Raw genomic sequence first — 24,551 nt, 5'->3', positions numbered from 1 at the left:
GAATGAGGAGTTACCCATATGGATACCAAGCAGGTTCTGACCGTTGGCCTGGCGGTGCTAGGCGCGGCGGCAATGCCGTCGATGGCTGCCCAGGAAAGTATCAAAGGCACGTTCGCCTTGCCCGGCGAGAGTGAAAAGGCCGTGGGAGCGCTGATCGTCAAGGAAACCGGGCCGCTGACACGTGAGTTGTCGATCGCCTTTACCGACAAGGCCACCGGGCAACCGATTGTGCAGTTTGACGAAGAACTGACCCAGCGCCTTCATGTGCTGGCGACCGACAGCCATTTCACCAGCTTTATCCATGAGCATGCGGCCAAGCTGGGCGCTGACGGTCGTTTCAAGGTCGCGATGAAGTTTCCTCGGCCGGGCACCTATTACGTCTATGCCGATGCCGTACCGAGCGGGCTCGGCCAGCAGGTGGTGCGCTTCGAGGTGCCGGTGCAGGGCGCCACCGAGGCGGTGGCCCAGGCGCCGGCCAAACCGGAGCAAGGTAGCGATGGGCCCTACACGGTCAAGTTGGACACTTCGGCCCTGCGTGCCGGCAGCGAAAGCATGATGTCGCTGACGGTGCTCAAGGATGGCAAGCCGGCCCAGGACCTGGACACCTACCTGGGGGTGGCGGCCCATGCGGTGTTCGTCAGTACCGATGAGCTGGACTACGTGCACGCGCATGCCATGGCGGCGCCAATGCCAGGGCAGGCCGCCCACGCCGGGCATGGCGAGCCAGGCGCGGTGTCGGCGCAGTTGATGCTGCATGCCAAACCTGCGCATGCGGGCCCTTACGCCCTGTGGATTCAATTCAAGGGCGGCGACCAGATTCGTACCGTGCCATTTCTTGTGACGGTTCCCGCGGCGTCCTGAAGCCTGTTCACCTCGCCGTTGGTCAGCCATCGGCGAGTGAATCACCAATGGATGCTGGCTGTTTCAACTCTATTAAAAAGAATTGTCCTACAGGTATTGACCTTGCCACTGGAGGAACCTTTAGGCTTTTTTTTCGAGTACGCAAAAAATCATAAAAACAAGGATCAAGGGGTTATCAATGGATACTGCTACCCTGCAACAACGCTCGGACGCCCATCAGTGCAACAACGCTTCGGCGCTGATGGCTGATGCTTTAAAGCCCGGCGCGCAATACGCCCAAGTCACTGGCGCGCTGGACGCGCTGCTCGCCCTGACCCGCCAAGGCCTGTCGGGAGACACCGGCGCCTACGCCCACTACCAGTCAGCACTGCTGCAACTGCACATTCCCGGCGATCCGCGCACCGAGCCGACCCGGCGCTGGATGGCCAGTGAGGTGTACCGCGTCGAAGATGAGTTCGCCGCCGACCTGCCAAGTTTCACCGCGCTGCCGGTGGATGAGTTCCGCAAGCAGGTCGACGCTGAAATCGCCGCTCGCAGCCGGGTCAACCACCCCATGTCGCTGCACCTGTTCCAGGGCACGCCGCCTGCGCAAGACGTGCGTTTCTTCCTGGAACACCACTGGACCCGCTCCTACAACTTCTACAGCCTGTTGGCGGAACTGGCCTTTCGCTTCGAAGCCATCGAGGACGCCTCGGTGTTTTACCGCAACCTCTACGGCGAAGCGGGGGCGGAGACACCTGAGCGCTCGCACCCGGCGATGCTGGCCCACCTCATGGAGTATTTCGATATTCCGTTGGCAATCGATTTCCCGGCACTGCATCCCCTGGAAAAGGCCTACCTGAACAATCGCATTCGTTGTGTGCGCCACACCGATGTGGCCTGGGGACTGGCGCTGCTGTACGCCGTCGAGTCGGTCAGTTGCGTCAACCATCGGCGCATCTATGAGCTGTTGCAGCGCCTCGATGCGCCAGAGGGGCCTAGTGAATTCCACCGCCTGCACGGCACCCAGGATGAGATCGATACCGAGGAAATGTGGGCTCTGATTGCCAAGTTCGCCAGCGATGACGGCTTCCAGCGCACGTTCATGCGTGCGCTCAAGCGTCACTTCGAGATCAACAAGGCCTACTTCGACAGCCTGTGGCAGCAGATGCAGGCACAACGCCTGTCCGCGTGATCCTCCCAGCGACCCCAGAACAAAAAAATGGAGCACATGATGAGCCCACGTAATTTCTCGTTGCCGCAATTGCAGAATATTCACACCGCTGAAGCCCGCCTGTTGGCCGAGGCGCTCAAACCCGATGCGACGTTCAACCGCATCGAAATCGCTGCCAATATGCTGCGCGCCCTGTGTGAATCGGGCCACCAGGGCGATGCTGCGAACGCCGCGCAGTGCCAGCAACTGTTGTACATCCTGTCGCTGAGCGATGACGTTGCGACAGCCTCGACCCGGCGCTGGCTGGCCAATGCCATCTATAGCGTGCAAGAGCGCTTCATGCCGTCTGCGGACCTGGCATCGCCCCTGTCCGAAGCCGGTTTCCAGCAGCGCCTGGAAGAAGAGATCGCCGCGCAGTCGCGGGAAAACCACCCGATGTCGCAGTACATATTTGAAGGCAAGGCCTCCCGTGATCAACTGCAGGTGTTCCTGCATCACCAGTGGTTCCGCACCTTCCGCCTGTACCGCGATGCCGCAGACCTGCTGGTCAACCTGACCGACGTGGACGAGGCGGCCGCGCTTGGCCGTTACCTGTACGGCGAGCTGGGCGAAGAGGACGAGCAGCGCTCCCACCCCCGGCTGTTGGCCAAGCTCCTCGGCGCCGTGGGCTTGTCTGCCGATTTCGAGGCCATCTCGACCATGCCCGAGGAAGTCGCCTACCTGAACAACCGGGCCCGATGCTTTCGCAACCCGGATGTCGGCTGGGGCCTGGCGGTGTTCTACATCACCGAACTGGTGGTCCCCGGCAATCACGGCAAGCTGTACAACGCCTTGCGCAACGCTGGCCTGAGCCAGGACGACGCGGAGTACTACGAGGTGCATATCAGCCTGGTCCCGCCGCGGGCCAAGCGTGAGTGGGCGCTGATCTCACGGCGTATTCCGGACCTCGCGTTCCAGAATTCATTCCTGACCTCCCTGGCCCAGCATTTCCGGCTCGAGAGGGCTTATTACGACGCTGTCTGGGCACACGTGCAGCGCGTTAAGTAGCCCTCCCTGGACAACGCGAGTACCCAGACATGCCGAGTCATATAACAGAGTCCCGTATCCACGGGGGCGCTTACTCGTCCCCGGAATTTGCCGCGATCTTCTCTGATGCCAATCAGGTGCAGAAGTGGCTCGATGTTGAAACCGCGCTGGCGGCGACCCAGGCGCAGATGGGCATCATCCCTCACGAAGCGGCACGGGAAATCGCCCGGGTGGCCAGTGTGGAGCTGCTCGACCTTGACGCCTTGGGGCGCGAGAGCATGGAAACCGGGCACATCCTGGTGCCGACCATTCGCGCCCTGGAGGCCTTGTGTGCCGATGGCTTGGGTGAGTACGTGCATTACGGCGTGACCACCCAGGACATCCTCGACACCGGGCTTATCTTGCAGGTCCGCGATGCCTGGGGCCTGGTGTTGCAGCGCCTGCGGGGGATTCGTGGGCATTTGCTCACGCTCGCCCTGCGGCACAAGCACACTCCGATGGTCGCCAGGACCCACGGGCAGCAAGCACTGCCCACCACGTTCGGCTACAAGGTCGCGGTGTGGGTCGATGAAATCGATCGACACCTTGAGCGCTTCGATGAGGCCTATGCCCGGGTAATGGTGGGCAACCTGACCGGCGCGGTGGGCACCCTGGCGGCGTTTGGCCCACAGGGGCTTGAGGTGCAGCGCCGGACCCTGGAAAGCCTTGGCCTGGGGGCGCCGTTGAGCAGTTGGCACAGCGCCCGCGACCGGATCCTGGAGGCGGCCTGGCTGCTGGTCCAGGCTTCGGCGACCTTGGGCCGGGTCGCCAATGAGATCTACCACCTGCAGCGCACCGAGATTGATGAAGTGCGCGAAGGCCGCCGGGCAGGGCAGGTGGGCAGCAGCACCATGCCCCACAAGCAAAACCCGTCGACGGTGGATCTGATCAGCGCGCTTTCGCGGCTGGTGCGCGCACAGATGCTCGCGCTGACCGATGCGGCGTTCCAACTGCATGAACGCGACGGCACCACGTGGCGCATCGAATGGGCGGCCTTGCCGGAGCTGTTCATCTACGCCGGTGCCTTGCTCGCCCGTATGGAGGGCGTGCTGCTGGCCGGGCTGGATGTACGCGAAGCGCGCATGCGCAGCAACCTGGATTTGCTGGGCGGGCTGATCCTGTCGGAACGGGTGATGCTCGCGCTGGCGCCTCGCTTGGGCAAGCAGACGGCCCATCACCTGGTCCACGAAATCGCCCAGCAGGCCCAGGGCGCGGGCGCTTCTTTTCGCCAGGCCCTGCTCAACGACAAGCGTCTGCACGGCTGTTTTACCCGCCAAGCGCTCGACGACCTGCTTGACCCGACCACCTACACCGGGCTTGCAGCACAGATGGTCGACCTGGTGGCGAACAAAGCAATACCCCGCTGTTCAAGCGAAGGCCTTGAAGCGGTGATGGCACCCCAAGGAAACCCCGGTCAGCCCCAGTACGCGATGGAGGGTATGTGATGGATTCGCAAACGATGGAAATGGCAGCCCGTGCGTCTTGCACCGCACGTTCTGAACACCTCGGCCTTGGTCATGACGGCGAGCAATGCCGCCACGAACACAGCCACATTCTCGACTCGAAAACCCATGGCTCAGGCTATGCCGGCCCGCAGAGCCGCAAGATTTTCTGCAGTCACTGCCGCTTGCAGCGCTGGCTGGATGTGGAAGCCGCGCTGGCCATGGCCCAGGCCGATGTCAATATCATCCCGCGCGAGGCGGCCCTGGAAATCGAAAAAGCCGCCTTGCTGTCGGGTATCAATGTGCGCCAGCTGGCCGAGGGCGTGGCTGCCACCGGCCATTCGCTGATGCCATTGCTGAGCGCCCTGCAAAAAAACTGCAGCCCGAGTGCCCGTGAATTCGTGCACTACGGCGCCACCACCCAGGACATCCAGGACACCGCCCAGTCCCTGGAAATGCGCGACGTCCTCGACGCGATGGACCTGGCCCTGGAGACCTTGCTGGGCAAACTGTCGACGCTGGCCGATGCGCACCGGGATTCGCTGATGGTCGCCAGGACCCATTCGATCCCTGCGTTGCCGACCACCTTCGGACTCAAGGTCGCCGGCTGGATCGACGAACTGTTGCGCCACCGCCAGCGCCTGGCCGAGGCCCGCCAGCGAGTGCTGGTGGTGCAGCTGTTTGGTGGGGTGGGCACGATGGCAGCGTTTGGTCCGCACGCGATGCCTATGCTTGAGCGCTTCGCGCAGCGCTTGTCGCTGCAAGTGCCCCTGGCGGGATGGCATGTGTCCCGAGACCGTGTCGCAGAGTTCGTCAGCACCTTGGCCATGGTCACGGCATCGCTGGCTCGCGTGGCCGACGAAATCCGCACGCTCAATCGCTGGGAAATCGGCGAAGTTGAAGTGGGCTGGAGCGACCAGCAGATTGGCAGCAGCACCATGCCCCACAAGCGCAACCCCGAAGGCTGCGAGCAGGTCGTGGTCCTGGCGCGGTTGGCCAAGGCCCAGGTCATGTTGGCGCTGGATGCGATGATCCTCGAACACGAGCGCGATTACCGTGGCACACGCCTGGAATGGTGTGCGGTGGCGGACGTTTCGCACTATGCGTTGATGGCACTCTCGATCCTGACCGAGACCATCGACGGGCTGACCGTTAACGTCAAGAAGATGGAATGCACCGCCCAGGCCTATGGCGATGCGATCTGCACCGAAGCCGTGGTGTTCGAAATGGCCCGCAAGCTCGGCAAGAGCAGTGCCTACCAGATCATCTTCGAAGTGTCCCAGGCGAGCCAGCGCGATCACGTGTCGATCCGCACGGCGATCGAGGCCGATGCCCGGGTTGTCGCTGTCATGGATGCGGGCGTCCTGGCGCGGCTGTTCGAGCCCCGAAGCCATCTGGGGATGTCCGAACGCATTGTCGATAACGTGCTGTCCAACGTGACGGCCCGCTGACTATTGCTTACTGAGAAGGCTTGCAATCTTATCAAGGAGAGACAGATGTCAAACGTTATGGAAGTTGATAAATCCAAGGTCCAGCAGTTTTCCGCACGGATCATGGAGGATTACGGCAACACGCTGCGCGGTGCGATGCTCTACATCGGCGACCAGCTTGGCTTGTTCAAGACACTGGCCGACGGCGAGGCCGTGACCCTGGAGCAACTGGCGCAAAAGAGTGGCTACAACCAACGCTATTTGCGCGAATGGCTGGGCAGCATGGTTACCGGCAATTATGTGACGTACGACGCGCAAACCCGCCGCTACCAGATGCCCGCCGAGTTTGTGCCGGTACTCGCCGACGAAGACTCGCCGTATTTTGCCGGGGGGATCATCCAGCTGAGTGTGCCGTTCGTGAGCATGGCACCCAAGGTCATCGAAGCCTTTCGCCATGGCGGTGGTTGCGCCGAAGAGGCGTTTCCGCTGGAAACCTGGAAAGGCATGGAACGCATGACCATGCCTTGGTACAAGCACTACCTGGTCCAACACTGGATTCCCTCCCTGGACGGCGTTGAAGAAAAACTCAAGACCGGCGGCAGCGTGCTGGATTTCGGCTGTGGTGCTGGCCTGGCGGCGATCACCATGGCCAAGGCGTACCCCGAGGCCCGTATTGTCGGCTGCGACTTCCACCTGCCTTCCATCGAACTGGCACGTGCCAACGCCAAGGCCGCCGGGGTCGGTGACCGGGTGCAATTTGAAGTGAACGATTCGGATGCCCTGCGAGGCCAGCAATTCGACTTTGTGACCACCTTTGTGGTGATCCACGATGCCACCGATCCCCAGCAGATGCTCAAGGACCTGCGCGCAGCGACGGCCGAAGACGGCACCTACCTGATGGTTGAGCTCAACCTGTCCGATGAGCTTCACGAGAACATGAACCTGTTCGGTCGAGTGATGTACCCGCAGAGCACCCTGTACTGCATGACCTGTTCACTGTCCCACGGCGGGGCAGGGCTGGGGGCGTTCATGGGCGAGAAGCGCGCACGGCAAATGGCGCAAGCCGCCGGGTTCAGCCACTTTCGCAAGGTGCCTTCCGAATGGCCGCCGATGCCGGCGTTGTTTGAACTCAAGCCGTGACCTAGCGTGCCCGGGGGCGTGTCGTACACGTTCCCGGGCATGCTCCTGCGACACCTGCGTGGTGGATGGCCCAACTCTGTTATCGTGGCGCCCCTCTGAACGCAAGGAAGCAATCACCCATGCATTTGCGCAAATCCCTGGCAATCGTCCTCCTGGCATCGGTTGGCAATCTGGCGGTAGCCGCGGAAAACAACAACCCGTTCCAGGGGGCGCTTATGCTCACCTCGGTAGCGCCCTTCGTGATTACCTCGGGTGCCACCGCAGGAACTTCATACATTCCAGAGCTTTTCAAATCATCCAAAAGCGATGCCCTGGCGTTCATCGGCTCCGATGGCGAGATCCGTGGGGCACAGTTCGAGCAGGCGTGCAGGTTTTACCGCTCGACCTACACGCCACCGCTGATGTCCGACGCACAACTGGCCCTGGCGATTGCAGCTTCACCGCTATAGGCGCTCTAGTGCTGGTTGTTCACGCCGTTCAACGGAACGTATGATCGCTGAGCCAGCCGTCCTTTGTTAGGGCTGCGCCGACTCACACCCGTTGAAGGACATGGGCATGGAAAAGCACTTCGGTAATTCCAGGCCTGTTCAAGGCTGCTTCGTATCACTGCAACAACTCCCTGGTGAGCGGCATCGCGCGCTGGGAGCTGAAAAACATTGCGCTGAATACGAAGGAGTTTTTGATATGTCCAAAGAACTACTCGGAGTTTTTGCGCTAGGGTTGATGGTGATCGGTGAGTTTTGTGCAATCTACAGCGAGGTAGTCACCGCCAGGCTGGCCCATGCCGGCGACGGTTCACCCAGCTTTCAGCCAAACCCTACAGACAAAGAAAAGCCCGCGATGGGGAGTGCGGGCTTAAAGGGTTTCACTAGGAGCTGGGACCACCCTAGGCGCCCGACTGTGAAAGGGATGTGAAAGCGCTAGGCGATCAGCGCTGTGTCGATAAGCGATAAACCGCCACTGGCCACTGCACCAGGGATTTACCCTTGTTGAACAGCGCTACCCGGTCCATCTGTGGGGTGGGTAGCCACAACGTCCCATCCTTGTCCAGGAAGGGCGCATCAACCCAATGCAGGCGCTCGTCCACGATCAGGGTGTCGATCTGTCCGTCAGGTCGGCGTACCCGCATGGCGTCGTGGGCCAGGTCGGAAAAGTACAGGTTGCCCTGTGCATCCATGACCGACCCGCCGGTTGCCGGGATGTCGGCAAAGAACTCCACCCGTGCAGCCAGTTGTTCCGGGGGCAGGGCCGGGTTCGTAAGGTCTTGGATCCGCACCTTGAACCACGGGCCTTGCAGCGCGCCGTAATACAGCCAGACGCCGTCAATGCTGACTTCCAGCGGGTCGGCGTTGACGCGCAGGGGTTGGCCGTCGGGGGCCTTGACCACCTGGTTGCTGAGGATCAAGTCCCGGTCAGGCCGGGCGACCACTGAGGTGTGTTGGTCCAGCACGCGCCGGGCCGCGCCGGTCTCCAGGTCGACGACAATAATGCCGGCATTGCCCGCATCGGTGAGGAAGGCCTTACCGGCGCTGAAGCGGACGTCATCCACGTAGCTGCCCGCTATGGCGATATCCGGCCCGAAGAAGTAGGTGCGAACCACCTGGTTGGTACGCAGGTCGATACACACCAGTTTCGCACCCTGGCTGACGGGGTTGCCGCCGAACTCGGGCGAGCCGGTGTCCACGACCCACAGTTTGTCGCCTTCCAGGCGCAGGGCATTGATGTTCACGAAGACGTTGGCAGCATCCCGCCCTGGCGCCCAGCTGTTCCAGGCGCCGCTTGGATAGGCAGCGCGCTGGCCATTTTGGTCGATTGCCGTCAGTTGTGGCCCCTGGGTCCCGGTCCAGCGTGGCCCAGAGAGAAACGTGCGGCCGCTGTAGTGCGCTACGGCGTTCCAGATCTGCCCGGAGCTTTGGACCGCAACGTCCAGCTCGGGCTGTTTGACGGTGCTGCACCCGGCAAGCAGTGCCAGCATCGCTGCGCCCAGCAGCAAGCGGGTCATGAGCGAGCGCCCCCTGCGCGGGCACAGGTATCCCACAACTCGGTGAGACGTTGATGGAGGGTGTGCATGAACTGGCTGACGGTGGCTTTGGACATGATGATTCTCCTGCATCCGGTGAAGTGACCTAACGAGGAGATAGCTTGATTGTTGGTGTTTAACTGAAAAAGCCCAGGTTCCACGGATTCAGTTTCTTCAAATTATTGATAATCCGCGCCCAAGCAGCTCAACACGCAACGTTCGTTGCGCAATGTTTCTCCGGATGAGAAACTGGCCTAATTGTGAACAGTTATCATCCACTACCTAAACCATCTTCTTCCGCACGCATCCTGGTCATCGAGGATGACGTCGAACTGTGCGCCCACCTTTGTAGCCATCTGAGCCGGCGCGGCTTCATTTTGAGCAGTGCTCATCGTGGCGATGAAGGCTTGAGCATGGCCCTGGATCCAGCGGTCGAGCTGGTCCTGCTGGATATCATGCTGCCCAACGAAAACGGCCTGAAAGTACTGGCGCGCTTGCGCAGCGAGCGGGGTACGCCGGTGATTCTGATGTCGGCACTGGGCGCCGAGCAGGATCGCATCACCGGTTTCAGCCAGGGCGCGGACGACTACCTGCCCAAGCCTTTCAGCCTCGCCGAACTGGATGTGCGTATCGACGCGTTGCTGCGGCGTGTGGCACTTGATCGCGGCGCACCCGCCAGCAGGCCGCCATTGCTGGACCTGGATGCAGGCGCCCGGGATCTCATGTTCAACGGCTGCCCGGCAGGCCTGACCGGTTCGGAGTTCCGCTTGCTGTGCACCCTGCATGAACACGCCGGCGAACCCTTGTCCAAGGCGTTCCTGTACCAGCATGTGTTGCACCGCGCCTATACCCGGCTGGATCGCGGCCTGGATGTGCATGTGTGCAATGTGCGGCGCAAGCTCGCGGCGATCAACCTGCAAGGGGTGCGCATCGAAGCGGTGCGGCATCAGGGGTATGTGTTGCTGTGCGAAGGCTTGAGCTAATGCAGCGCCGGCACCCACTGCTGTGGAAAATGGCACTGCTGCAAGTGTGTTTCTGCCTGCTGCTGGTGTGGTTGGTGTGGGGCTGGGGCTTGCAGGTCGAGCGCAGTACTTACTTTCTTGAACAACCCGACCGCGATGCCCTGAGTGCCTACGCCGCCCAGGCCGAAGAGGTGGCCGCCACCGGCGATGCCCGGGCCGTGGAGCAATGGCGACTCGCCCTGCAACAGCGCGAGCAGACCTGGGTCGGTGTGCTCGATCCGTTCCTGCAAAGCCTCGGCACCCAACCGCTGACGGCGGCCGAAGTCAGTCACCTGACCTTTATGCGCAAGCCCAGTTGGCCCATGAGCAAGCGTCTGGAGGATGAACTGCCCTATGTCAGCATCGCCTTCCCCCAGCACCCGGAGCGCGGCCGTTTGGTCATGCAGTTGCCCGAGCGCTTGCTGCCACCGGGGCTCACGCCTTGGACGCACCTGTTTACCCACGGCGTGGTGCCGGTGGTGTTGGCCTTGGGCCTGGGGCTGTTGCTGTATCGCCACCTGGTGTTGCCATTGAACGAATTGCGCGAGCGCGCGAACGCCCTGAGTGCCGGTGACCTGGCGCCGCTGGCCAGCAGTTCGGTGACCCGACGCGGCGATGAGCTGGGTGAGTTGGCGCGAGCCTACGAGCACATGGCCGAACGCCTGCGCCAGAGCCTGCAGCAGCAACGCCAACTGCTGCGCACCCTGTCCCATGAAATCCGCACGCCCTTGGCCCGTTTGAAAATCGCCAGCGAAAGCGGCCTGGCGCGCCAGCAGTTGGAGCAACGGCTGGCGCGGGAAGTCGAGGAGATGCGGCGCCTGGTGGATGACTCCCTCAACCTGGCCTGGCTGGATACCGAAAAGCCCCGGTTGCAGTCTGAGGACGTGCGGGTGGCCTCGGTGTGGGAAGCGCTGGTGCAGGACGCGCATTTCGAAACGGACTGGCCATTGCAGGCGCTGGTGTGCGAAGTCGGCGGTGATTGTGAAATCAGGGTCCATCTCAACAGTTTCGCCCAGGCCCTGGAAAACGTCTTGCGCAACGCGATCCGCCATTCACCTCCAGGGGGCGTCATCCGCTTGAGCGGCGAGCGTGAAGGGGATACGTGGCTGTTGACCGTCGAGGACCAGGGCCCGGGCGTCGATGAAGCCGATCTGGAGCGGATTTTTGAACCCTACCTGCGCCTGGACGGCGCACCCGGCACTGGCTTTGGCCTGGGCTTGAGCATTGCCCGCCGCGCCCTCCAGTTGCAGGGCGGGCAGCTATGGGCCAGCCACGGCACGCAGGGTTTGCGCATGAACCTGCGGGTGGCGGCGGCAAATGTTTAGAAAGTTAATGTTCTTTACTCGCAATTGCATCTGATTATCATCTGCGATCTTTGCTGGCCTACCGCTATCGGTGGGCTTGACGTTTCGGAGATACCTCATGCACCGCCTGCCGCCCCTGTCCCTGCTTGCCCTGAGTATTTGCAGCCTGCTGCCCGCCAGCGGCTTTGCTGCCGAGCCCGAGACCCCTGCGCGTCTTGAACTGCAAACCCAGACCGTCCTGGGCACGGCGCAGGAAGAGATCAAGCAGGCGCCCGGTGTGTCGATCATCACCGCCGAAGACATCAAGAAGCGCCCACCGGCCAACGACCTGTCGGACATCATCCGCACCATGCCCGGCGTCAACCTCACGGGCAATTCCAGCAGCGGCCAGCGAGGCAACAACCGGCAGATCGATATCCGTGGCATGGGCCCGGAAAACACCCTGATCCTCATCGATGGCAAGCCGGTGGGCAGCCGCAACTCCGTGCGCTATGGCTGGCGCGGCGAGCGTGACAGCCGTGGCGACAGCAACTGGGTGCCCGCCGACCAGGTCGAGCGTATCGAGGTCATCCGTGGCCCGGCTGCCGCCCGTTACGGTAACGGCGCCGCCGGTGGCGTGGTGAACATCATCACCCAGCAACCCGGCACCGAGACCCACGGCTCGGCGACGATCTATCACAACTTCGCCCAGCACAGCGCCGAAGGCGAGACCGAGCGCATGAACTTCGGCCTGAACGGCCCGCTCACCGACACCCTCAGCTACCGGGTGTACGGCAATGTGGCGAAAACCAATGCCGACGACGCCGATATCAACAGCGGCCATGAATCCAGACGCACCGGGAACCAGATCGGCACCTTGCCTGCGGGGCGCGAAGGGGTGCGCAACAAGGACATCAACGGCCTGTTGAGCTGGAAAATCACGCCCGAACAAACCCTCGACCTGGAAGCCGGTTTCAGCCGCCAGGGCAACATTTATACCGGCGATACGCAGAACACCAACAGCAACGCCAACGTGAAAAAACTGCTCGGCCACGAGACCAATGTGCTGTACCGCGAGACCTACGCCGTGACCCATCGCGGCGACTGGGAGCTGGGCACCAGCCTGGCCTACCTGCAATACGAAAAGACCCGCAACAGCCGGATCAGCGAGGGCCTGGCGGGCGGTACCGAAGGGATCTTCTCCAGCAGCAATTTCAACACCACGGTGTTGCGCGACCTGACCGCCCATGGCGAAGTCAGTCTGCCGTTGCATGCCGGGGTGGACCAGGTGCTGACCGTGGGCACCGAGTGGGTCGAGCAGCAACTCGATGACCCAAGTTCCAACGGGCAAACCACCACTGCCGGCGGCAACGTCGCCGGGCTTGCCGGGACCAACCGCAGCAGCTCTTCCTCGGCGCGGATCTTCTCGGTATTTGTCGAGGACAATATCGAACTGCGCCCCGGCACACGCCTGACCCCCGGCCTGCGCCTGGATCACCACGACATCGTGGGCGACAACTGGAGCCCGTCGCTGAACCTGTCCCAGGTGCTCACCGACACCCTGACCCTGAAAGCCGGGATCGCCCGCTCCTACAAGGCGCCCAACCTCTACCAGCTCAACCCCAACTACCTGCTGTACAGCAACGGCCAGGGTTGCTACGGGCAAACCACCAGTTGCTACCTGCAAGGCAACGCCGAGCTGGACGCCGAAACCAGCGTCAACAAGGAACTGGGGATCGAGTACCGCAATGACGGGGTCGTGGCCGGCCTGACGTACTTTCGTAATGACTACAAAAACAAAATCGAGTCGGGCCTGACCCCGGTCGGCAACGCCAGCGGCGGCACCGGCAGCACGGCCAACGCCAGCATCTTCCGCTGGGAGAACGTGCCCAAGGCTCTGGTCGAAGGGCTGGAAGGCACCCTGGCCCTGCCACTGACCGAACAACTGAACTGGACCAACAACTTCACCTACATGCTGCAATCGAAAAACAAGCAGACCGGCGATGTGCTGTCCGTCGCGCCCAAGTACACCCTGAACTCGATGCTCGACTGGCAGGCCACAGATGACCTGTCCTTGCAAATGAGCGTGGCCTGGTACGGCAAGCAAACCCCGAAAAAATACGATTACCACGGCAACCGCGTGACGGGTTCGGGCAATAACCAGTTGTCGCCCTATGCCATCGCCGGCGTCAGCGGAACGTACGCTTTGAGCAAGAACCTGAGTCTGACGGCCGGCGTCGATAACCTGTTCGACAAACGCCTGTGGCGTGAAGGCAACGCCCAGGGCGTGGCCAATATCGAAGGGGCGGGGGCTGCGACCTATAACCAGTCCGGCCGTACCTTGTACACCAGCCTGACGGCATCCTTCTGATGGGGCGCTTAATCAGCCTGGCGCTGCTGTTGATCGCCCAGGCCGCCGTCGCCCGGCCTGCGCCGGACCAGTTGATGGATGCGAAGGTGTTGCGCGAAGCCAGCGCCTATAGTTTCAGCACCCTGGAGCTGGATTCGGCCGATGGCGCGCGCCATTACCGGATCTGGCTGGGGCAGCCGCCTGCCGTGAGTGCGGCCACCCCGGTGGCGTACTTGCTCGATGGCAACGCCGCGATGGCCGCGCTGGACCACCAGGGCCTGGAGCAACTGGCGCACAGTGTGGCGCCGCCGGTGCTGGTTGCCGTGGGCTATGCCACGCCACTGCGGATCGAGCGCACGGCGCGCACCTTTGACTACACGCCAAGCGTCGGCAGCGCCGTGGAACAACGGGACCCGTTGACTGCGGTGCCCAGTGGCGGTGCGGATGTGTTTCTTGACTTGCTCACGCAGAACATTCGCCCGCTGGTCAATCAGCGCCTGGGCATCACCCCGCAGCGGCAATTGCTGTGGGGCCACTCCTACGGTGGTTTGCTGGTGCTGCATGCGTTGATGACACGCCCGCATGCCTTTGATGACTACGCGGCGGCGAGCCCTTCGTTGTGGTGGAACCGAGGGGTGGTGACGGCAGAGGCCCACGGCCTGGCGCAACGCCTGCGGGGCAGCCAGCCCCGCTTGCTGCTGATGCGTGGCGACCAGGAACCGGCCAGCCCGGCCGCCGCGGCGCCGGCCAAAGAGGCCAGTGACACGGCATTCAAGGCGCTGCTGGGCACACTGCATCAGGTGGATGGGCTACAGGTGCGCCACCTGACCTTTGCCGGGTTGGGGCATGGGCCGATGTTGCCGGCGTCCTTGCGCTATACCCTGCAGATGCTCAGCCAGGGGCGTTAGCCTCGCCAGGTTGGCACGCCCGCGTCAGCAAGTGGCCGGGCACGATCTGCTTGCACAAACCTTGCGCGCTTTAAGGTTGGGAGTCGTGGTGATGAGGTCTGCAGGCATGTCCTGGGCGCGGCCCTTGCACGGTTGATTGCAAGGCGTTCTGTTTCTGGATGTTGAAATGTGCAGTTTCTCCAGGAGTTGGCAAAACCCTTGGGGTAGCCTTGTTTCCTACAGATAACAAGGAGTCGTCATGCAGCGAAAAACCCTCAACCCTCCGACCGTCTTCAACTCCCTGCAATACGGTTTCAGCCAGGCCATGGAAGTGCGCGATGGTCGGCGGATTCTGCTGTCCGGCCAGGTGGGCGTGGACGCTGACGAGCGTACCGTCGGCCCTGGCATCGCCGAACAGACCGCGACCGCCCTGGACAATATCGAAAAAGTCCTGGCGGCGGCCGAGGGCGATCTGTCCCATGTGATCATGCTGCGCCTGTATATCGTCGAGTCCGCCCGCGATCAGCAGGAGCCTATCGCTGCCGCGTTGCGCGAGCGGTTTCCCGAAAACCCGCCGCCCTCGTCGTGGATCATCGTCAGCGGCTTGTCGCTGCCTGAATGGTTGATCGAGATCGAGGCGGAGGCGCTGATCCCGCAGTGATCAGTAACGCATCATCACCGACTTGAGCTCGGTGTAGTCCTCGATAAAGGCGCTGCCGAACTCCCGGCCAATCCCCGAGGACTTGTTGCCACCGAACGGCACGGCGGGGTCGAGCAGGGTGTGCATGTTCACCCACACCGTGCCGGCGTTGATCGCCGGGACCATGCGCAGGGCCTTGCCCAGGTCGTTGGTCCACAGGCTGGCGCTGAGGCCGCTGGCGGTGTGGTTCATCAACGCCAGCAACTCGTCCTCGTCGTCGTAGGGCAGGAACGTGGCGATGGGGCCGAAGGTTTCTTCGGTGAGCAGCGTGTCGTTGATGCTGTTGGCGAGAATGATCGTGGGTTGCACATAGCAACCGGGCCGCTCCATCGGTTGGCCGCCGTGGATGATCGTGTTGTTTTCGGCGCGGGCGGTGGCAAAAAAACCTTCCAGCTTCAATTGGTGCTGGCGATGGGTAACCGGGCCAAACTCGGTGCGCTCATCCAGTGGCGAGCCGATATTCAGGCGGCTCAAACGCTGGGCCAGGGCTTCCATGACCGGGTTGATCTGCGAGCGGTGGACGAAAAACCGCTCGGCCGCCGCGCAGATTTGCCCCGAGTGCAGGAAACCCGCTTCGATAATGCCGTTGACGGCGGTTTCCAGCTTCACATCGCGCAGGAACGCCGCCGCGTTCTTGCCACCCAACTCCAGGGTCGCGCGCGTCAGGCCGGCGCCCATGGCCGCGCGGCCGACCGCAATGCCGGTGGGCACCGAGCCGGTGAACGACACCTTGTCAGTGCCTGGGTGTTCGATCAGCCCCTTGCCCACCTGGCCGCCGCCGGTCAGCACGTTCAGTACCCCAGCGGGCAGGCCGGCTTGCACCGCCAGTTCGGCAATGCGCAGCAGGGTCAGCGGCGTGAATTCGCTGGGCTTGATGATGATGCTGCAACCGGTCACCAGGGCCGAGGCGAGTTTCCAGATGGCGATCATGGTCGAGAAATTCCACGGCACGATGCCCACCACCACGCCCACCGGTTCGCGCAGGGTGAAGGCGCTGTAGCGCTCGCCGGCAAACGAGGGCAGTGACGGGGTGAGGGTCTGGCCGCTGATCTTGGTTGCCCAGCCCGCGTAATAACGCAAAAAATGCGCGGCCTGGTCCACTTCAAAGGCGCGGGAAATCTGGATGATCTTGCCTGACTGGCAGGTCTCGATCTGCGCCAGTTCCTCGCGGTTGCGCTCCAGCAGGTCGGCGAGTTTGAGCAGCACATTGCCACGGACCGCCGGAGCGGTCTGCGACCACTGTTTGAAGCCGCGCCGCGCCGAGGCCACGGCCCGCTCGATATCACTGGCTTGCGCATCGGCGACCGTGGCGATGGCCTGGCCGGTGGCTGGGTTGATCACCTCCAGGGTCTGGCTGGACTGGCTGGGGACGTAGCCACCGTCGATAAACAGGCCGTGGTCTCGACGCAAGAAGGCTTCGACGGTGGGCAGCAGCGCGATATCGCTCATGGGGGTGTTCCTGATCAGAAAGGAAAACCCGAGGCTAACCAACGCGGGTAGCTAGAGCTTGACTGTGCCTGCCGGGGCGTATGTCTGTGGCTGCCATGCCCCTGTAGGAGCGGGCCGGCCTTATGCCATTCAGTTAAGCGCGGATCCCCTGTAGGAGCGGGCTTGCCCGCGATGGCTGAGTGTCAGTCGATACATTCGGCGGATGAACTACCGCTATCGCGGGCAAGCCCGCTCCTACAGGGGAAGTGCGGTGGTTCAGGGGCAACCCAGGTCTTAGAACGGCACCGCCACCACCAACTGGCTATAGACGTTGGTGCCGTTGCCACCGACCTGGTTGCCGCCGGTGTCCTGGTCCTTGTCCGGTTGGTACAGGCCAATCAATGGCGTGATGATCAGGTGCTCGTTCACCGCCCATTCGGCATACAGGTCCAGCTCGCGGCCATCGAGGTCGAGCATGTTGCGCTTGCTGACGGTCTGGTAGTCGAAGAACAGCGCGCCGAGGGTCAGGTTGTCCAGCGGCTTGACCTTGAGCGCCACGTGCTGCACCGAGGTGTTGCTGTTGTAGGGCCCGGAGTAGTTGCCCGCCACTTCGCCCTGGACCCAGGTGCCAAACCCTCGATTGAAGCCAGCGAACAGCGCGTCCCAGTTTTTCGAGTAGCGCGCATAACGGTAGGTCAGGTCCGGCGACCAGGGCAGGTCGGCGAAGGTGTAGCCGGCCTCGGCGTACCAGGCTTTTTCCGGGCCGGGGTCTTTGTCTTGCCAGGCGTACTCGAACGAGAAGTGCGCGTTGTCGATCCCGGCGTTGCCGGTGCCGCGCAGGCTGTAGAGATTCATGCCCTTGCGTTGCTTTTGCAGGTCGTTGGCAAAGCGCTCATCCACATCGATGCCATGCAGGTAGGTCAGGCCCAGGGTGCCTGGCGCAGCGCTGTACTCCAGGGTGCCGATGGCCATTTCGGTCAGGGCCTGGGCGCGGTTGTCGGACTCGATCCACATCAGGCTGCCGTGCAGGCCGTCCTTGCCGCCCAGGCGTACCACGGCTGCCTTGTCGAAGGCATGCCGGGCCGCGATGTAATAGGCCCCGCCGCGGTCGAACTGACCGTCGGCCACGCCATTGCCCAGGTTCGGGCCGTCGTCGTTGATGATAAAACCGTCGCCCACGGTAATGATCTGGCGCCCGTACGACAGGTCCAGGCCATCCTTGCCCAGTGCTGGCAACAGGTCCCCGGAGCGCCAGCCGGCAAAGGCTTCCTCGAACTTGGTGGTGCGCTCGCTGCCGTCGGTCACGCGGGAGGCATCGCCATCGCCCCAGGTGCCGGAGCTCACCAGGTTGGCGGTGCCGTACACACTGCCCAGGCCAGCCAGGGTCTGGTCGATGCTCAAGCCGTACTTGATGAAGCCTTCACGCCAGGTCGAACCGCCCTGGCTGCCTTCGTAGTTCTTGCGGCTATTGAACATGCCGTAAACGGCCAGGAAGTTGCCGGTGACGGTGGTGTCGTCGTCGGCATACAGTTCAATCGCCTGGGCCGCCGGTTGGCCGATCAACAGCGCAAGACCCAGGCCGACAGCCGGGCGCAGGTGGCGGGTTTTTAGTGTGTGCTCCATTGTTATAGTCCCCAAGGGTTAAGTTGAGGGCACATTAGGGCGAGCGTCGGCGGCGCAAGTCTTTCACCTGCGTGCCAGGCAATTGATCCTGGCCGCCAGGCCGCAGGCCCTGGCAGGGAGCAACAAAACCGGCGGCAGCCAGGGGCAAGACGATCAGGTTGGGCGGGGCGCACAGTGCAAACACTTCTAAAAAATCCCTTTCGAGGATCTGCACCATGTCGATCAATGACAGACTCACCGCGCACCTGAACCGGGGTACGGTGGGTTTCCCCACCGCATTGGCCAGCACCATTGGCCTGATCATGGCAAGCCCGGTGATCCTTACCGCGACCATGGGCTTTGGCATCGGCGGCAGCGCGTTTGCGCTGGCCATGCTGATTGCCGTGGTGATGATGCTGGCCCAGGCCACGACCTTCGCCGAGGCCGCCTCGATACTGCCCACCACCGGCTCGGTGTACGACTACATCAATTGCGGCATGGGGCGTTTTTTTGCGATCACCGGCACCTTGTCGGCCTATTTGATCGTGCACGTGTTTGCCGGCACCGCTGAAACCATCCTGGCCGGGGTCATGGCCCTGGTGAACTTTGAACACCTCAATACCCTGGCCGAATCCGCCGGTGGCTCCTGGTTGCTGGGGGTGGGCTTCGTGCTGGTGTTCGGCCTGCTCAATGTGTTTGGCGTCAGTGCCTTTGGCCGCGCCGAGATCATCCTCACTTTCGGCATGTGGACCACCTTGATGGTGTTTGGCGTGCTCGGCCTGATCGCCGCGCCAGCGGTACAACTGGACGGCTGGTTTGGCCAGTCCATGGTGGGCAGCGACCTGGTGACGGTGTTGTCCCTGGTGGGCATGGCGATGTTCATGTTTGTCGGCTGCGAATTCGTCACCCCGCTGGCGCCGGACCTGCGCCAGTCGGCCAAGGTCATGCCGCGGGCGATGATGCTCGGCCTGATGGGGGTGGCGACGTGCATGTTCATCTACGGCGCGGCCATGAAGCGCCAGGTGCAAAACGTAGTGCTGGACGCGGCCAGCGGCGTGCATTTGCTGGATACGCCCATGGCCATTCCACGCTTTGCCGAGCAGGTGATGGGGCAGGTCGGGCCGCTGTGGCTGGGGATCGGCTTTCTGTTTGCCGGCGCCGCCACCATCAATACCTTGATGGCCGGCGTGCCAAGGATTCTCTACGGCATGGCGGTGGATGGCGCGTTGCCCAAGGTGTTCACCTACCTGCACCCACGCTTCAAGACCCCGGTGCTGTGCATCCTGGTGGCGATGCTGATTCCCTGCCTGCACGCGCTGTACCTGGGCGGCAACACCGACAACATCATGCACCTGGTGCTGGCGGCGGTGTGTGCGTGGAGTTTCGCTTACCTGTTGGTCACGGTGTCGGTGGTGATCCTGCGCATTCGTCGCCCCGATTTGCCACGGGCCTACCGCTCGCCGTGGTTCCCGCTGCCGCAGCTGCTGTCCAGCGCCGGCATCCTGCTGGGGATGTGGTTTATCACACCGCCGGGGATGGACCCGGCGGATATTTATGTCCCGTTCGGCGTGATGCTGGGCGGCACTGCGGTGTATGCGCTGTTCTGGACCCTGGTGGTGCAGAAGGTCAATCCATTCACGCCGGCGTCGGTGGAAGACGTGCTGGCCAAGGAGTTTGCCAATGAACCGGGTCACTCTCACAACGGCTATGTCAGCACTGCGGCAAAAGCTGTCTGAGCTGTTCAGCGCACAACGGGCGCCAGCGGGCTATCAGCCGGGGCGCACCCTGGGGCAACTGCGGCGCAATTTGGGGCTGGCGCGTTTCGAGCAGGTGTCGCCGACCTTGGCGCGGGCTGCCCTGGACGATGGCAGCCTGCACCTGGAAATCCGCGAGCGCACCGAATCGCAGCTGTTGATGCACCTGGTCATGACCGAGTTCAGCTTGTGCCTGCCCGCCTCGACAGAGGGCGCGGCACGCTTTGAATTGCACCATGGCGGGGCCGTTCGACGTACCGGGATCCGCTGCCGGCAACGCTCGGGCGAGGGTGCATTGCTGGGGCAGCTGCAGGTGCGCTTGCAACAGGACAGTGCCTTGCACCAGGCATTGATGCCCCTGGATTTCAAGCACCTGCACATTGAACTGCACGCCCGGCACTGGCACGTGCGCCTGGAACACATGGGCGGCAGCGAGGTGGTCAACCGCATGCCTGCCTTTCGCCGCTACATCGCCCTGAGCCGCGAACAGCGGGACGTGCTGCTGGCAGCGCTGCTCGGCTTGCAGCGCGTATTGCGCACGCTCTGATTGGCATCATTAGTGCAAACACAAGGGTGGACAGGTACTTGTTGCGCGCATATAGATAACATGTTAACTATTGCCCGACAAAAACAATAAGCCATTGTGGAGACACCCATGGGTATCCAACAGAGTGCACAACAGGGGCTCGACACCTGGAACCGCGACTTGCGTGCGATGTGCGGCCACTTCGACACCGAACTGGCCTTTAATCGTTCGCTGTTTATCGGCGAGTTTTCCATGCTTTCAAACGGCGGGTTGCCCCTGGCCAGCCTGCGTACCAACGCCGGCCTGATCAAGCGCCAGGTCAGCAACCCCGACCATGACAATGACCAGGATTGCTTTTTGGTCAGCCAGCGCAGCGGCTATTCGCAGGTCGTGCAGAACGGCCAGCGCGTGCAACTGGCCCCTGGCGAACTGCTGCTGATGGACTCGGTGGGCTCCATTGAAATCACCCCGTTCGGCTTGATCGAACATATCTCGCTGTCGTTGCCGCGCGCCCAGGTGTGCAAGCAGATGGGCAGCCAAGCAAAAACCTTTGGCAAGATTTCCTCCAGCAAAGCCTGTGGGCGCATGCTGCATGTGTTGATGGACCAATTGTGCAAGGGCGGCGAAGGTGCCGAGGATGAGGTCGAGGCGTTGCAGTGTGCCTTTGTGTCGCTGCTGGGCTCCGCCCTGGAGCAGGACGACGACGCGCGCGATGACACCGGCGCGTTGCAAGGTAACAACCTGCGCAGCTACGTGCAGAAGGTCATTGATGAGTCCCTCAGCCAGCCTGGCCTGAGCCCCGTCGGCCTGGCCAGCCGCTTGAACATCTCGGTACGCCATTTGTACCGGCTGTTCGAAGAACAGGACGACAGCGTCTGCCGCTACATCCAGCGCGCAAGGCTCAAGCGCAGCGCCGATGACTTGACCAACCCGTTCCTGCGTAGCGAATCGATTACCTCGATTGCCTATAAGTGGGGTTTTACCGATTCGGCGCATTTCAGCCGCTCGTTCAAGAAGCAGTTCGAGCAGTCACCCAAGGCGTTTCGATCCAGCCGAATGGCCTGAACAGGATCTGACCCGCCCAGTAGATGGAACGTAGGAGCCGGCTGACAGACTGCCATCACCGGCAAGCCGGCTCCTACAGGTTGGGTTTCAGACTTCCGGCAGGGTTGAGCCGCCATCTACCACCAGCGTTTGCCCGGTGATATAGGTGGCCAGCCCCGAAGCCAGAAACAGCATGGCCCCGGCGATATCGGCGGCGCTGCCCAAGCGTCCCAACGGCACGCGGCTGGCAATACTGGCGTTGAGTTGGCCATCTCCCAGGTTACTCATTGCCGGTGTCGCGATCATGCCCGGTTCAACCCCGTTGACCCGTACATTCAACCCCGCCAGTTCCAGCGCAGCATTGCGAATGAAGCCGTTGACCCCGGCCTTGGACGCCGCATAGTGGCTCAGCCCGGGGTACGCCACCCTGGGGCCGGTCACTGATGAAGTCACCAGTACACAGCCGCGGCCCTGGCGGCGGAACATCGGCAGGGCGCCTTGGGTCAGCCAGAACAGGGCCGAGAGATTCACCGCCAGGGTGCGCTCGAGAATGGCCGGGGTGATGTCCTCAAAGCAGGTCAGCGGGAAATACCCGGCGTTGTGGACCAGTACGTCGAGTCGTTCCTGGCGTTGCATCAGCGCGAACACCGCGCTGGCATCCGCCAGGTCGATACCAACGGCCGCGACTTGGCAACCATGGGCTATAAGTTCGTCAGCCAGGGCCTGGGCCGTGGCGATTTGTCGGTCGGCAATCAGCACCTGGGCGCCGCGCCTGGCAAACCCTTCGACAATCCCACGACCGATGCCCTGGGCGCCGCCAGTGACCAGAACCACTTGGCCGCTGAAGTCCAGGTCATGGGGCATGAGTGGGCTCCAGATGGGCGAAGGCCAGTGTCGGCACATCGACAATGCTTGAACCGCCGTCGGCCACCAGGGCTGCGCCGGTGATGATCGACGCGTCAGCCGATGCCAGGAAGCGACAGACCTTGGCGATCTCGTCGGCACTGGCCGGGCGGCGCAGCGGTACATCGGCGCACACGCGGGCATAGGCTTGCTGCAGGCTCTCGTCATAGGCCTGCATCAACGGCTGCATTTCCTGATCCGCCATGGGCGTGCGCACCCAGCCCGGACACACCGCATTGACCCGCACCCCGCGCGGCCCGTAATCCCGGGCCAACGAGCGGTTGAGCCCCAGCAGCGCATGTTTGGCGGTGGTGTAGCCGCACACCTCGGGGCCTGCCGCTAGTGAGGCGATGGAGCCGATCAGCACAATATTGCCAGCGCTTTCCAGCAACAGCGGCAGGCAGGCCCGCGCGCTGTAGAAGGCGCTGTCGAGATTGCCGCGCAACGCTGCTTCCCAGGTGGCCGGTGGGGTTTGCGTGGCACTGCCCACGCCATGGCCGCCGGCGCAGGCCAGCAGCACATCGAGACGCCCATAGCGCTGGCGGATCTGCGTGATGAACCCTTCCCAGGTCACGGGGCAGGCCGCGTCGCCCACCAGGATCAGCCCGCCGGTGTCTGCGGCCACCTGCTCCAGCGGTTCGCGACGCCGGCCGATCAGTACCAGTTGTGTCTTTTCGCCCGCATACAGCCGGGCACACGCGGCGCCGATACCGGTGCCGGCCCCGGTGATCAGCACCGTGCGTGGCTCAGTCATCGGCATACTCCGTGCGGTTGAGCACCTGGCAATAGGAACTGATGGGGAAGTTCGACAGCGCATCGAACGAGGAACCGGCGTAGCCGAAGATCTTGCCGTCGCTGCGGTGCTGTTGCAGGTCAATCAGCACCAGGCCCAGGGTGGGAATGATTTTTTCGCGCCAGACAAATAGGTACAGCTCATCGGCAATCTTGTAGTAATGGCAGCGATCGGTGTCGCACAGGCCTTGCTCGACACCCTTGAGGCACTGCCAGGCATAGAACTGGTCGTTGAGGTAGAGGTGCTCGTAGACCTCGCTCGGGCTGTAGCGGTATTGGTTGCGCAGGCCCACCAACTCGCGTGTCGGCGTGTGGGGGCACAACCCTTCCTGCCACGGGCGGTCGAGGCTGCCATGCAGGAAGTCCACGGCCACCGCGGTTAACGGCTTGCCCGCCAGGGCGCGGCTGTACAGGCCCTCGGCGGTGTCTGCCGGGGAGGGCAGGCGGCCGATGACGGCGGTGAACGAGGCACTGTGGGTGTCGAGCACCAGGCTGATGGACCAGTCCTGCCCGCCTTCATGCTTGATGAAGTCCACCAGGTACAGGCCGGGGCGGATCGACGTGGCACGGTAGGGCGCCGTGCCGCTGGAGTGCCCGTCCAGGGCGCTCCAGGACAGGCTCTGCTGAGCGAAATGATGCGCTATCTGCCAGCCATTGGCGAAGTGCAGGGTGAACGTCTTGCCGTCCAGGTCTGCCAGGTTGGGCAGGATAAAGGCCTGGGGGGCAAAGCCGTCGGCGAGGGCGCCGACGGTGATCCAGTCAGATGGGTGAGTCATCACCGGCCTCCGTTCATACGACCGCGAAGTAGTGTTTGACGAAACTTGCGCTGAGCACTTCCCACAGCACTGGCGTGCCCTTGGTCACGAACCAGCTGTCGCCCGCCTTATAGGTGGTGGTTTGGCCGCTGGACTCGTCGGTCAGGCGCACCTCGCCGGTGACCACGGTGGCCTGTTCGTTAAAGGGGTAGACCATGCGGAACGTGCCCTGGGTGGTGCCGAAGTAGGCGCTGCTGACCGGGTCGGTCGGCGCGCCGAAGGTCATTTTGCCGAAGGCCTTGAGTTCGCCGGCGAGGATTTCGCTGCCGAGATCGGCAACGGTGCCCCAGGCATCGAGTTCAGACAGTTGGATATCTTTCTTGAGGGTGACGAGGGTCATGGCAGTTGCTCCATA

General features: G+C 62.7%; 24 protein-coding genes. 16 read left to right on the top strand and 8 right to left on the bottom strand.

What is annotated here, in order from left to right; translation table 11 throughout:
* Positions 1-18: 18 nt before the first annotated feature.
* The 8 genes from HBO05_RS27105 to HBO05_RS27070 all read left to right on the top strand — a co-directional run bounded on the left by HBO05_RS27105 (position 19) and on the right by HBO05_RS27070 (position 8,006).
* Positions 19-861 carry a hypothetical protein gene (locus HBO05_RS27105; protein ID WP_169956060.1) on the top strand — a complete coding sequence of 281 codons (843 nt, stop codon included), beginning with the start codon at positions 19-21 and terminating at the stop codon, positions 859-861.
* A gap of 178 nt (positions 862-1,039) precedes the next feature.
* Positions 1,040-2,035, top strand: a complete 996-nt coding sequence (locus tag HBO05_RS27100; protein WP_172314737.1) for an HOASN domain-containing protein — start codon at positions 1,040-1,042, stop codon at positions 2,033-2,035.
* 39 nt (positions 2,036-2,074) lie between these two features.
* Complete coding sequence (locus HBO05_RS27095; RefSeq protein ID WP_169956064.1) at positions 2,075-3,061, top strand: HOASN domain-containing protein; 987 nt, start codon at positions 2,075-2,077, stop codon at positions 3,059-3,061.
* A gap of 29 nt (positions 3,062-3,090) precedes the next feature.
* Entirely contained in the window at positions 3,091-4,524 is a 1,434-nt protein-coding gene (gene purB, locus HBO05_RS27090; protein ID WP_172314735.1) for an adenylosuccinate lyase, read from the top strand.
* Positions 4,524-5,972 carry an adenylosuccinate lyase family protein gene (locus HBO05_RS27085; protein WP_169956068.1) on the top strand — a complete coding sequence of 483 codons (1,449 nt, stop codon included), beginning with the start codon at positions 4,524-4,526 and terminating at the stop codon, positions 5,970-5,972. The genes purB and HBO05_RS27085 overlap by 1 nt, the downstream gene beginning before the upstream one ends.
* A gap of 45 nt (positions 5,973-6,017) precedes the next feature.
* Entirely contained in the window at positions 6,018-7,091 is a 1,074-nt protein-coding gene (locus HBO05_RS27080; RefSeq protein WP_172314733.1) for a class I SAM-dependent methyltransferase, read from the top strand.
* Positions 7,092-7,210: 119 nt separating this feature from the next.
* Complete coding sequence (locus HBO05_RS27075) at positions 7,211-7,540, top strand: DUF2388 domain-containing protein (RefSeq protein WP_169956072.1); 330 nt, start codon at positions 7,211-7,213, stop codon at positions 7,538-7,540.
* Positions 7,541-7,646: 106 nt separating this feature from the next.
* Positions 7,647-8,006, top strand: coding sequence for a hypothetical protein (locus HBO05_RS27070; protein ID WP_169955973.1), 360 nt, complete (start codon positions 7,647-7,649; stop codon positions 8,004-8,006).
* 13 nt (positions 8,007-8,019) lie between these two features.
* Here HBO05_RS27070 and HBO05_RS27065 read toward each other — a convergent pair whose 3' ends face one another.
* Positions 8,020-9,093 carry an L-dopachrome tautomerase-related protein gene (locus HBO05_RS27065; protein WP_172314731.1) on the bottom strand — a complete coding sequence of 358 codons (1,074 nt, stop codon included), beginning with the start codon at positions 9,091-9,093 and terminating at the stop codon, positions 8,020-8,022.
* A gap of 278 nt (positions 9,094-9,371) precedes the next feature.
* On the opposite strand from HBO05_RS27065, the gene HBO05_RS27060 reads away from it, so the two are divergent.
* The 5 genes from HBO05_RS27060 (at position 9,372) to HBO05_RS27040 (ending at position 15,293) form a co-directional block, all read left to right on the top strand.
* Positions 9,372-10,094, top strand: a complete 723-nt coding sequence (locus tag HBO05_RS27060; protein WP_169956075.1) for a response regulator transcription factor — start codon at positions 9,372-9,374, stop codon at positions 10,092-10,094.
* On the top strand, positions 10,094-11,437 hold the full coding sequence (locus tag HBO05_RS27055; RefSeq protein ID WP_169956078.1) for a sensor histidine kinase: 1,344 nt from the start codon (positions 10,094-10,096) through the stop codon (positions 11,435-11,437). Before HBO05_RS27060 ends, HBO05_RS27055 begins: the two co-directional genes overlap by 1 nt.
* A 97-nt stretch (positions 11,438-11,534) precedes the next feature.
* A complete protein-coding gene (locus HBO05_RS27050) occupies positions 11,535-13,766 on the top strand; it encodes a TonB-dependent siderophore receptor (RefSeq protein WP_169956080.1) in 2,232 nt (743 codons plus the stop codon).
* Entirely contained in the window at positions 13,766-14,653 is an 888-nt protein-coding gene (locus tag HBO05_RS27045; RefSeq protein WP_169956082.1) for an alpha/beta hydrolase-fold protein, read from the top strand. Before HBO05_RS27050 ends, HBO05_RS27045 begins: the two co-directional genes overlap by 1 nt.
* 238 nt (positions 14,654-14,891) lie before the next feature.
* Entirely contained in the window at positions 14,892-15,293 is a 402-nt protein-coding gene (locus HBO05_RS27040) for a Rid family hydrolase (protein WP_169956084.1), read from the top strand.
* Here the strand turns inward: HBO05_RS27040 and HBO05_RS27035 are convergent, their stop codons facing one another.
* From HBO05_RS27035 to HBO05_RS27025, 3 genes are all read right to left on the bottom strand, one after another.
* On the bottom strand, positions 15,294-16,781 hold the full coding sequence (locus HBO05_RS27035) for an aldehyde dehydrogenase family protein (RefSeq protein WP_172314729.1): 1,488 nt from the start codon (positions 16,779-16,781) through the stop codon (positions 15,294-15,296).
* A gap of 273 nt (positions 16,782-17,054) precedes the next feature.
* The gene (locus HBO05_RS27030; RefSeq protein ID WP_169956088.1) at positions 17,055-18,383 is read right to left on the bottom strand and encodes an alginate export family protein; all 1,329 of its coding nucleotides are present in this window, start codon (positions 18,381-18,383) and stop codon (positions 17,055-17,057) included.
* A 34-nt stretch (positions 18,384-18,417) separates the two neighbouring features.
* Positions 18,418-18,621 (bottom strand): hypothetical protein, encoded by a 204-nt coding sequence (locus HBO05_RS27025; RefSeq protein WP_346266499.1) that lies wholly within the window; start codon positions 18,619-18,621, stop codon positions 18,418-18,420.
* Between HBO05_RS27025 and HBO05_RS27020 the strand changes: the two genes are divergently transcribed.
* From HBO05_RS27020 to feaR, 3 genes are all read left to right on the top strand, one after another.
* Positions 18,599-20,098, top strand: coding sequence for an APC family permease (locus HBO05_RS27020; RefSeq protein WP_170043509.1), 1,500 nt, complete (start codon positions 18,599-18,601; stop codon positions 20,096-20,098). The two genes, HBO05_RS27025 and HBO05_RS27020, sit on opposite strands and share 23 nt — an antisense overlap.
* Entirely contained in the window at positions 20,043-20,663 is a 621-nt protein-coding gene (locus HBO05_RS27015) for a DUF3156 family protein (RefSeq protein ID WP_172314727.1), read from the top strand. The genes HBO05_RS27020 and HBO05_RS27015 overlap by 56 nt, the downstream gene beginning before the upstream one ends.
* A gap of 108 nt (positions 20,664-20,771) precedes the next feature.
* Positions 20,772-21,707, top strand: a complete 936-nt coding sequence (gene feaR / locus HBO05_RS27010) for a transcriptional regulator FeaR (RefSeq protein ID WP_172314725.1) — start codon at positions 20,772-20,774, stop codon at positions 21,705-21,707.
* An 87-nt stretch (positions 21,708-21,794) separates the two neighbouring features.
* Here the strand turns inward: feaR and HBO05_RS27005 are convergent, their stop codons facing one another.
* Genes HBO05_RS27005 through HBO05_RS26990 form a run of 4 tightly spaced genes read right to left on the bottom strand, consistent with a single transcriptional unit; the run spans position 21,795 to position 24,536 of the window.
* A complete protein-coding gene (locus tag HBO05_RS27005) occupies positions 21,795-22,550 on the bottom strand; it encodes an SDR family oxidoreductase (RefSeq protein WP_172314723.1) in 756 nt (251 codons plus the stop codon).
* Positions 22,540-23,343 (bottom strand): SDR family oxidoreductase, encoded by an 804-nt coding sequence (locus tag HBO05_RS27000; protein WP_172314721.1) that lies wholly within the window; start codon positions 23,341-23,343, stop codon positions 22,540-22,542. The genes HBO05_RS27005 and HBO05_RS27000 overlap by 11 nt, the downstream gene beginning before the upstream one ends.
* Positions 23,336-24,157 carry a molybdenum cofactor biosynthesis F family protein gene (locus HBO05_RS26995; protein WP_169956101.1) on the bottom strand — a complete coding sequence of 274 codons (822 nt, stop codon included), beginning with the start codon at positions 24,155-24,157 and terminating at the stop codon, positions 23,336-23,338. Before HBO05_RS26995 ends, HBO05_RS27000 begins: the two co-directional genes overlap by 8 nt.
* Before the next feature lie 13 nt (positions 24,158-24,170).
* Positions 24,171-24,536 carry a cupin domain-containing protein gene (locus HBO05_RS26990; protein WP_170057854.1) on the bottom strand — a complete coding sequence of 122 codons (366 nt, stop codon included), beginning with the start codon at positions 24,534-24,536 and terminating at the stop codon, positions 24,171-24,173.
* Between the last annotated feature and the right edge of the window lie 15 nt (positions 24,537-24,551).

The sequence above is a fragment of the Pseudomonas sp. WS 5079 genome, from assembly GCF_012985465.1.
In the GTDB taxonomy this organism is placed as follows: Bacteria; Pseudomonadota; Gammaproteobacteria; order Pseudomonadales; family Pseudomonadaceae; genus Aquipseudomonas.
Note: the sequence above shows the minus strand (reverse complement) of the source record. Positions and strands in the feature narration are given on the sequence as shown.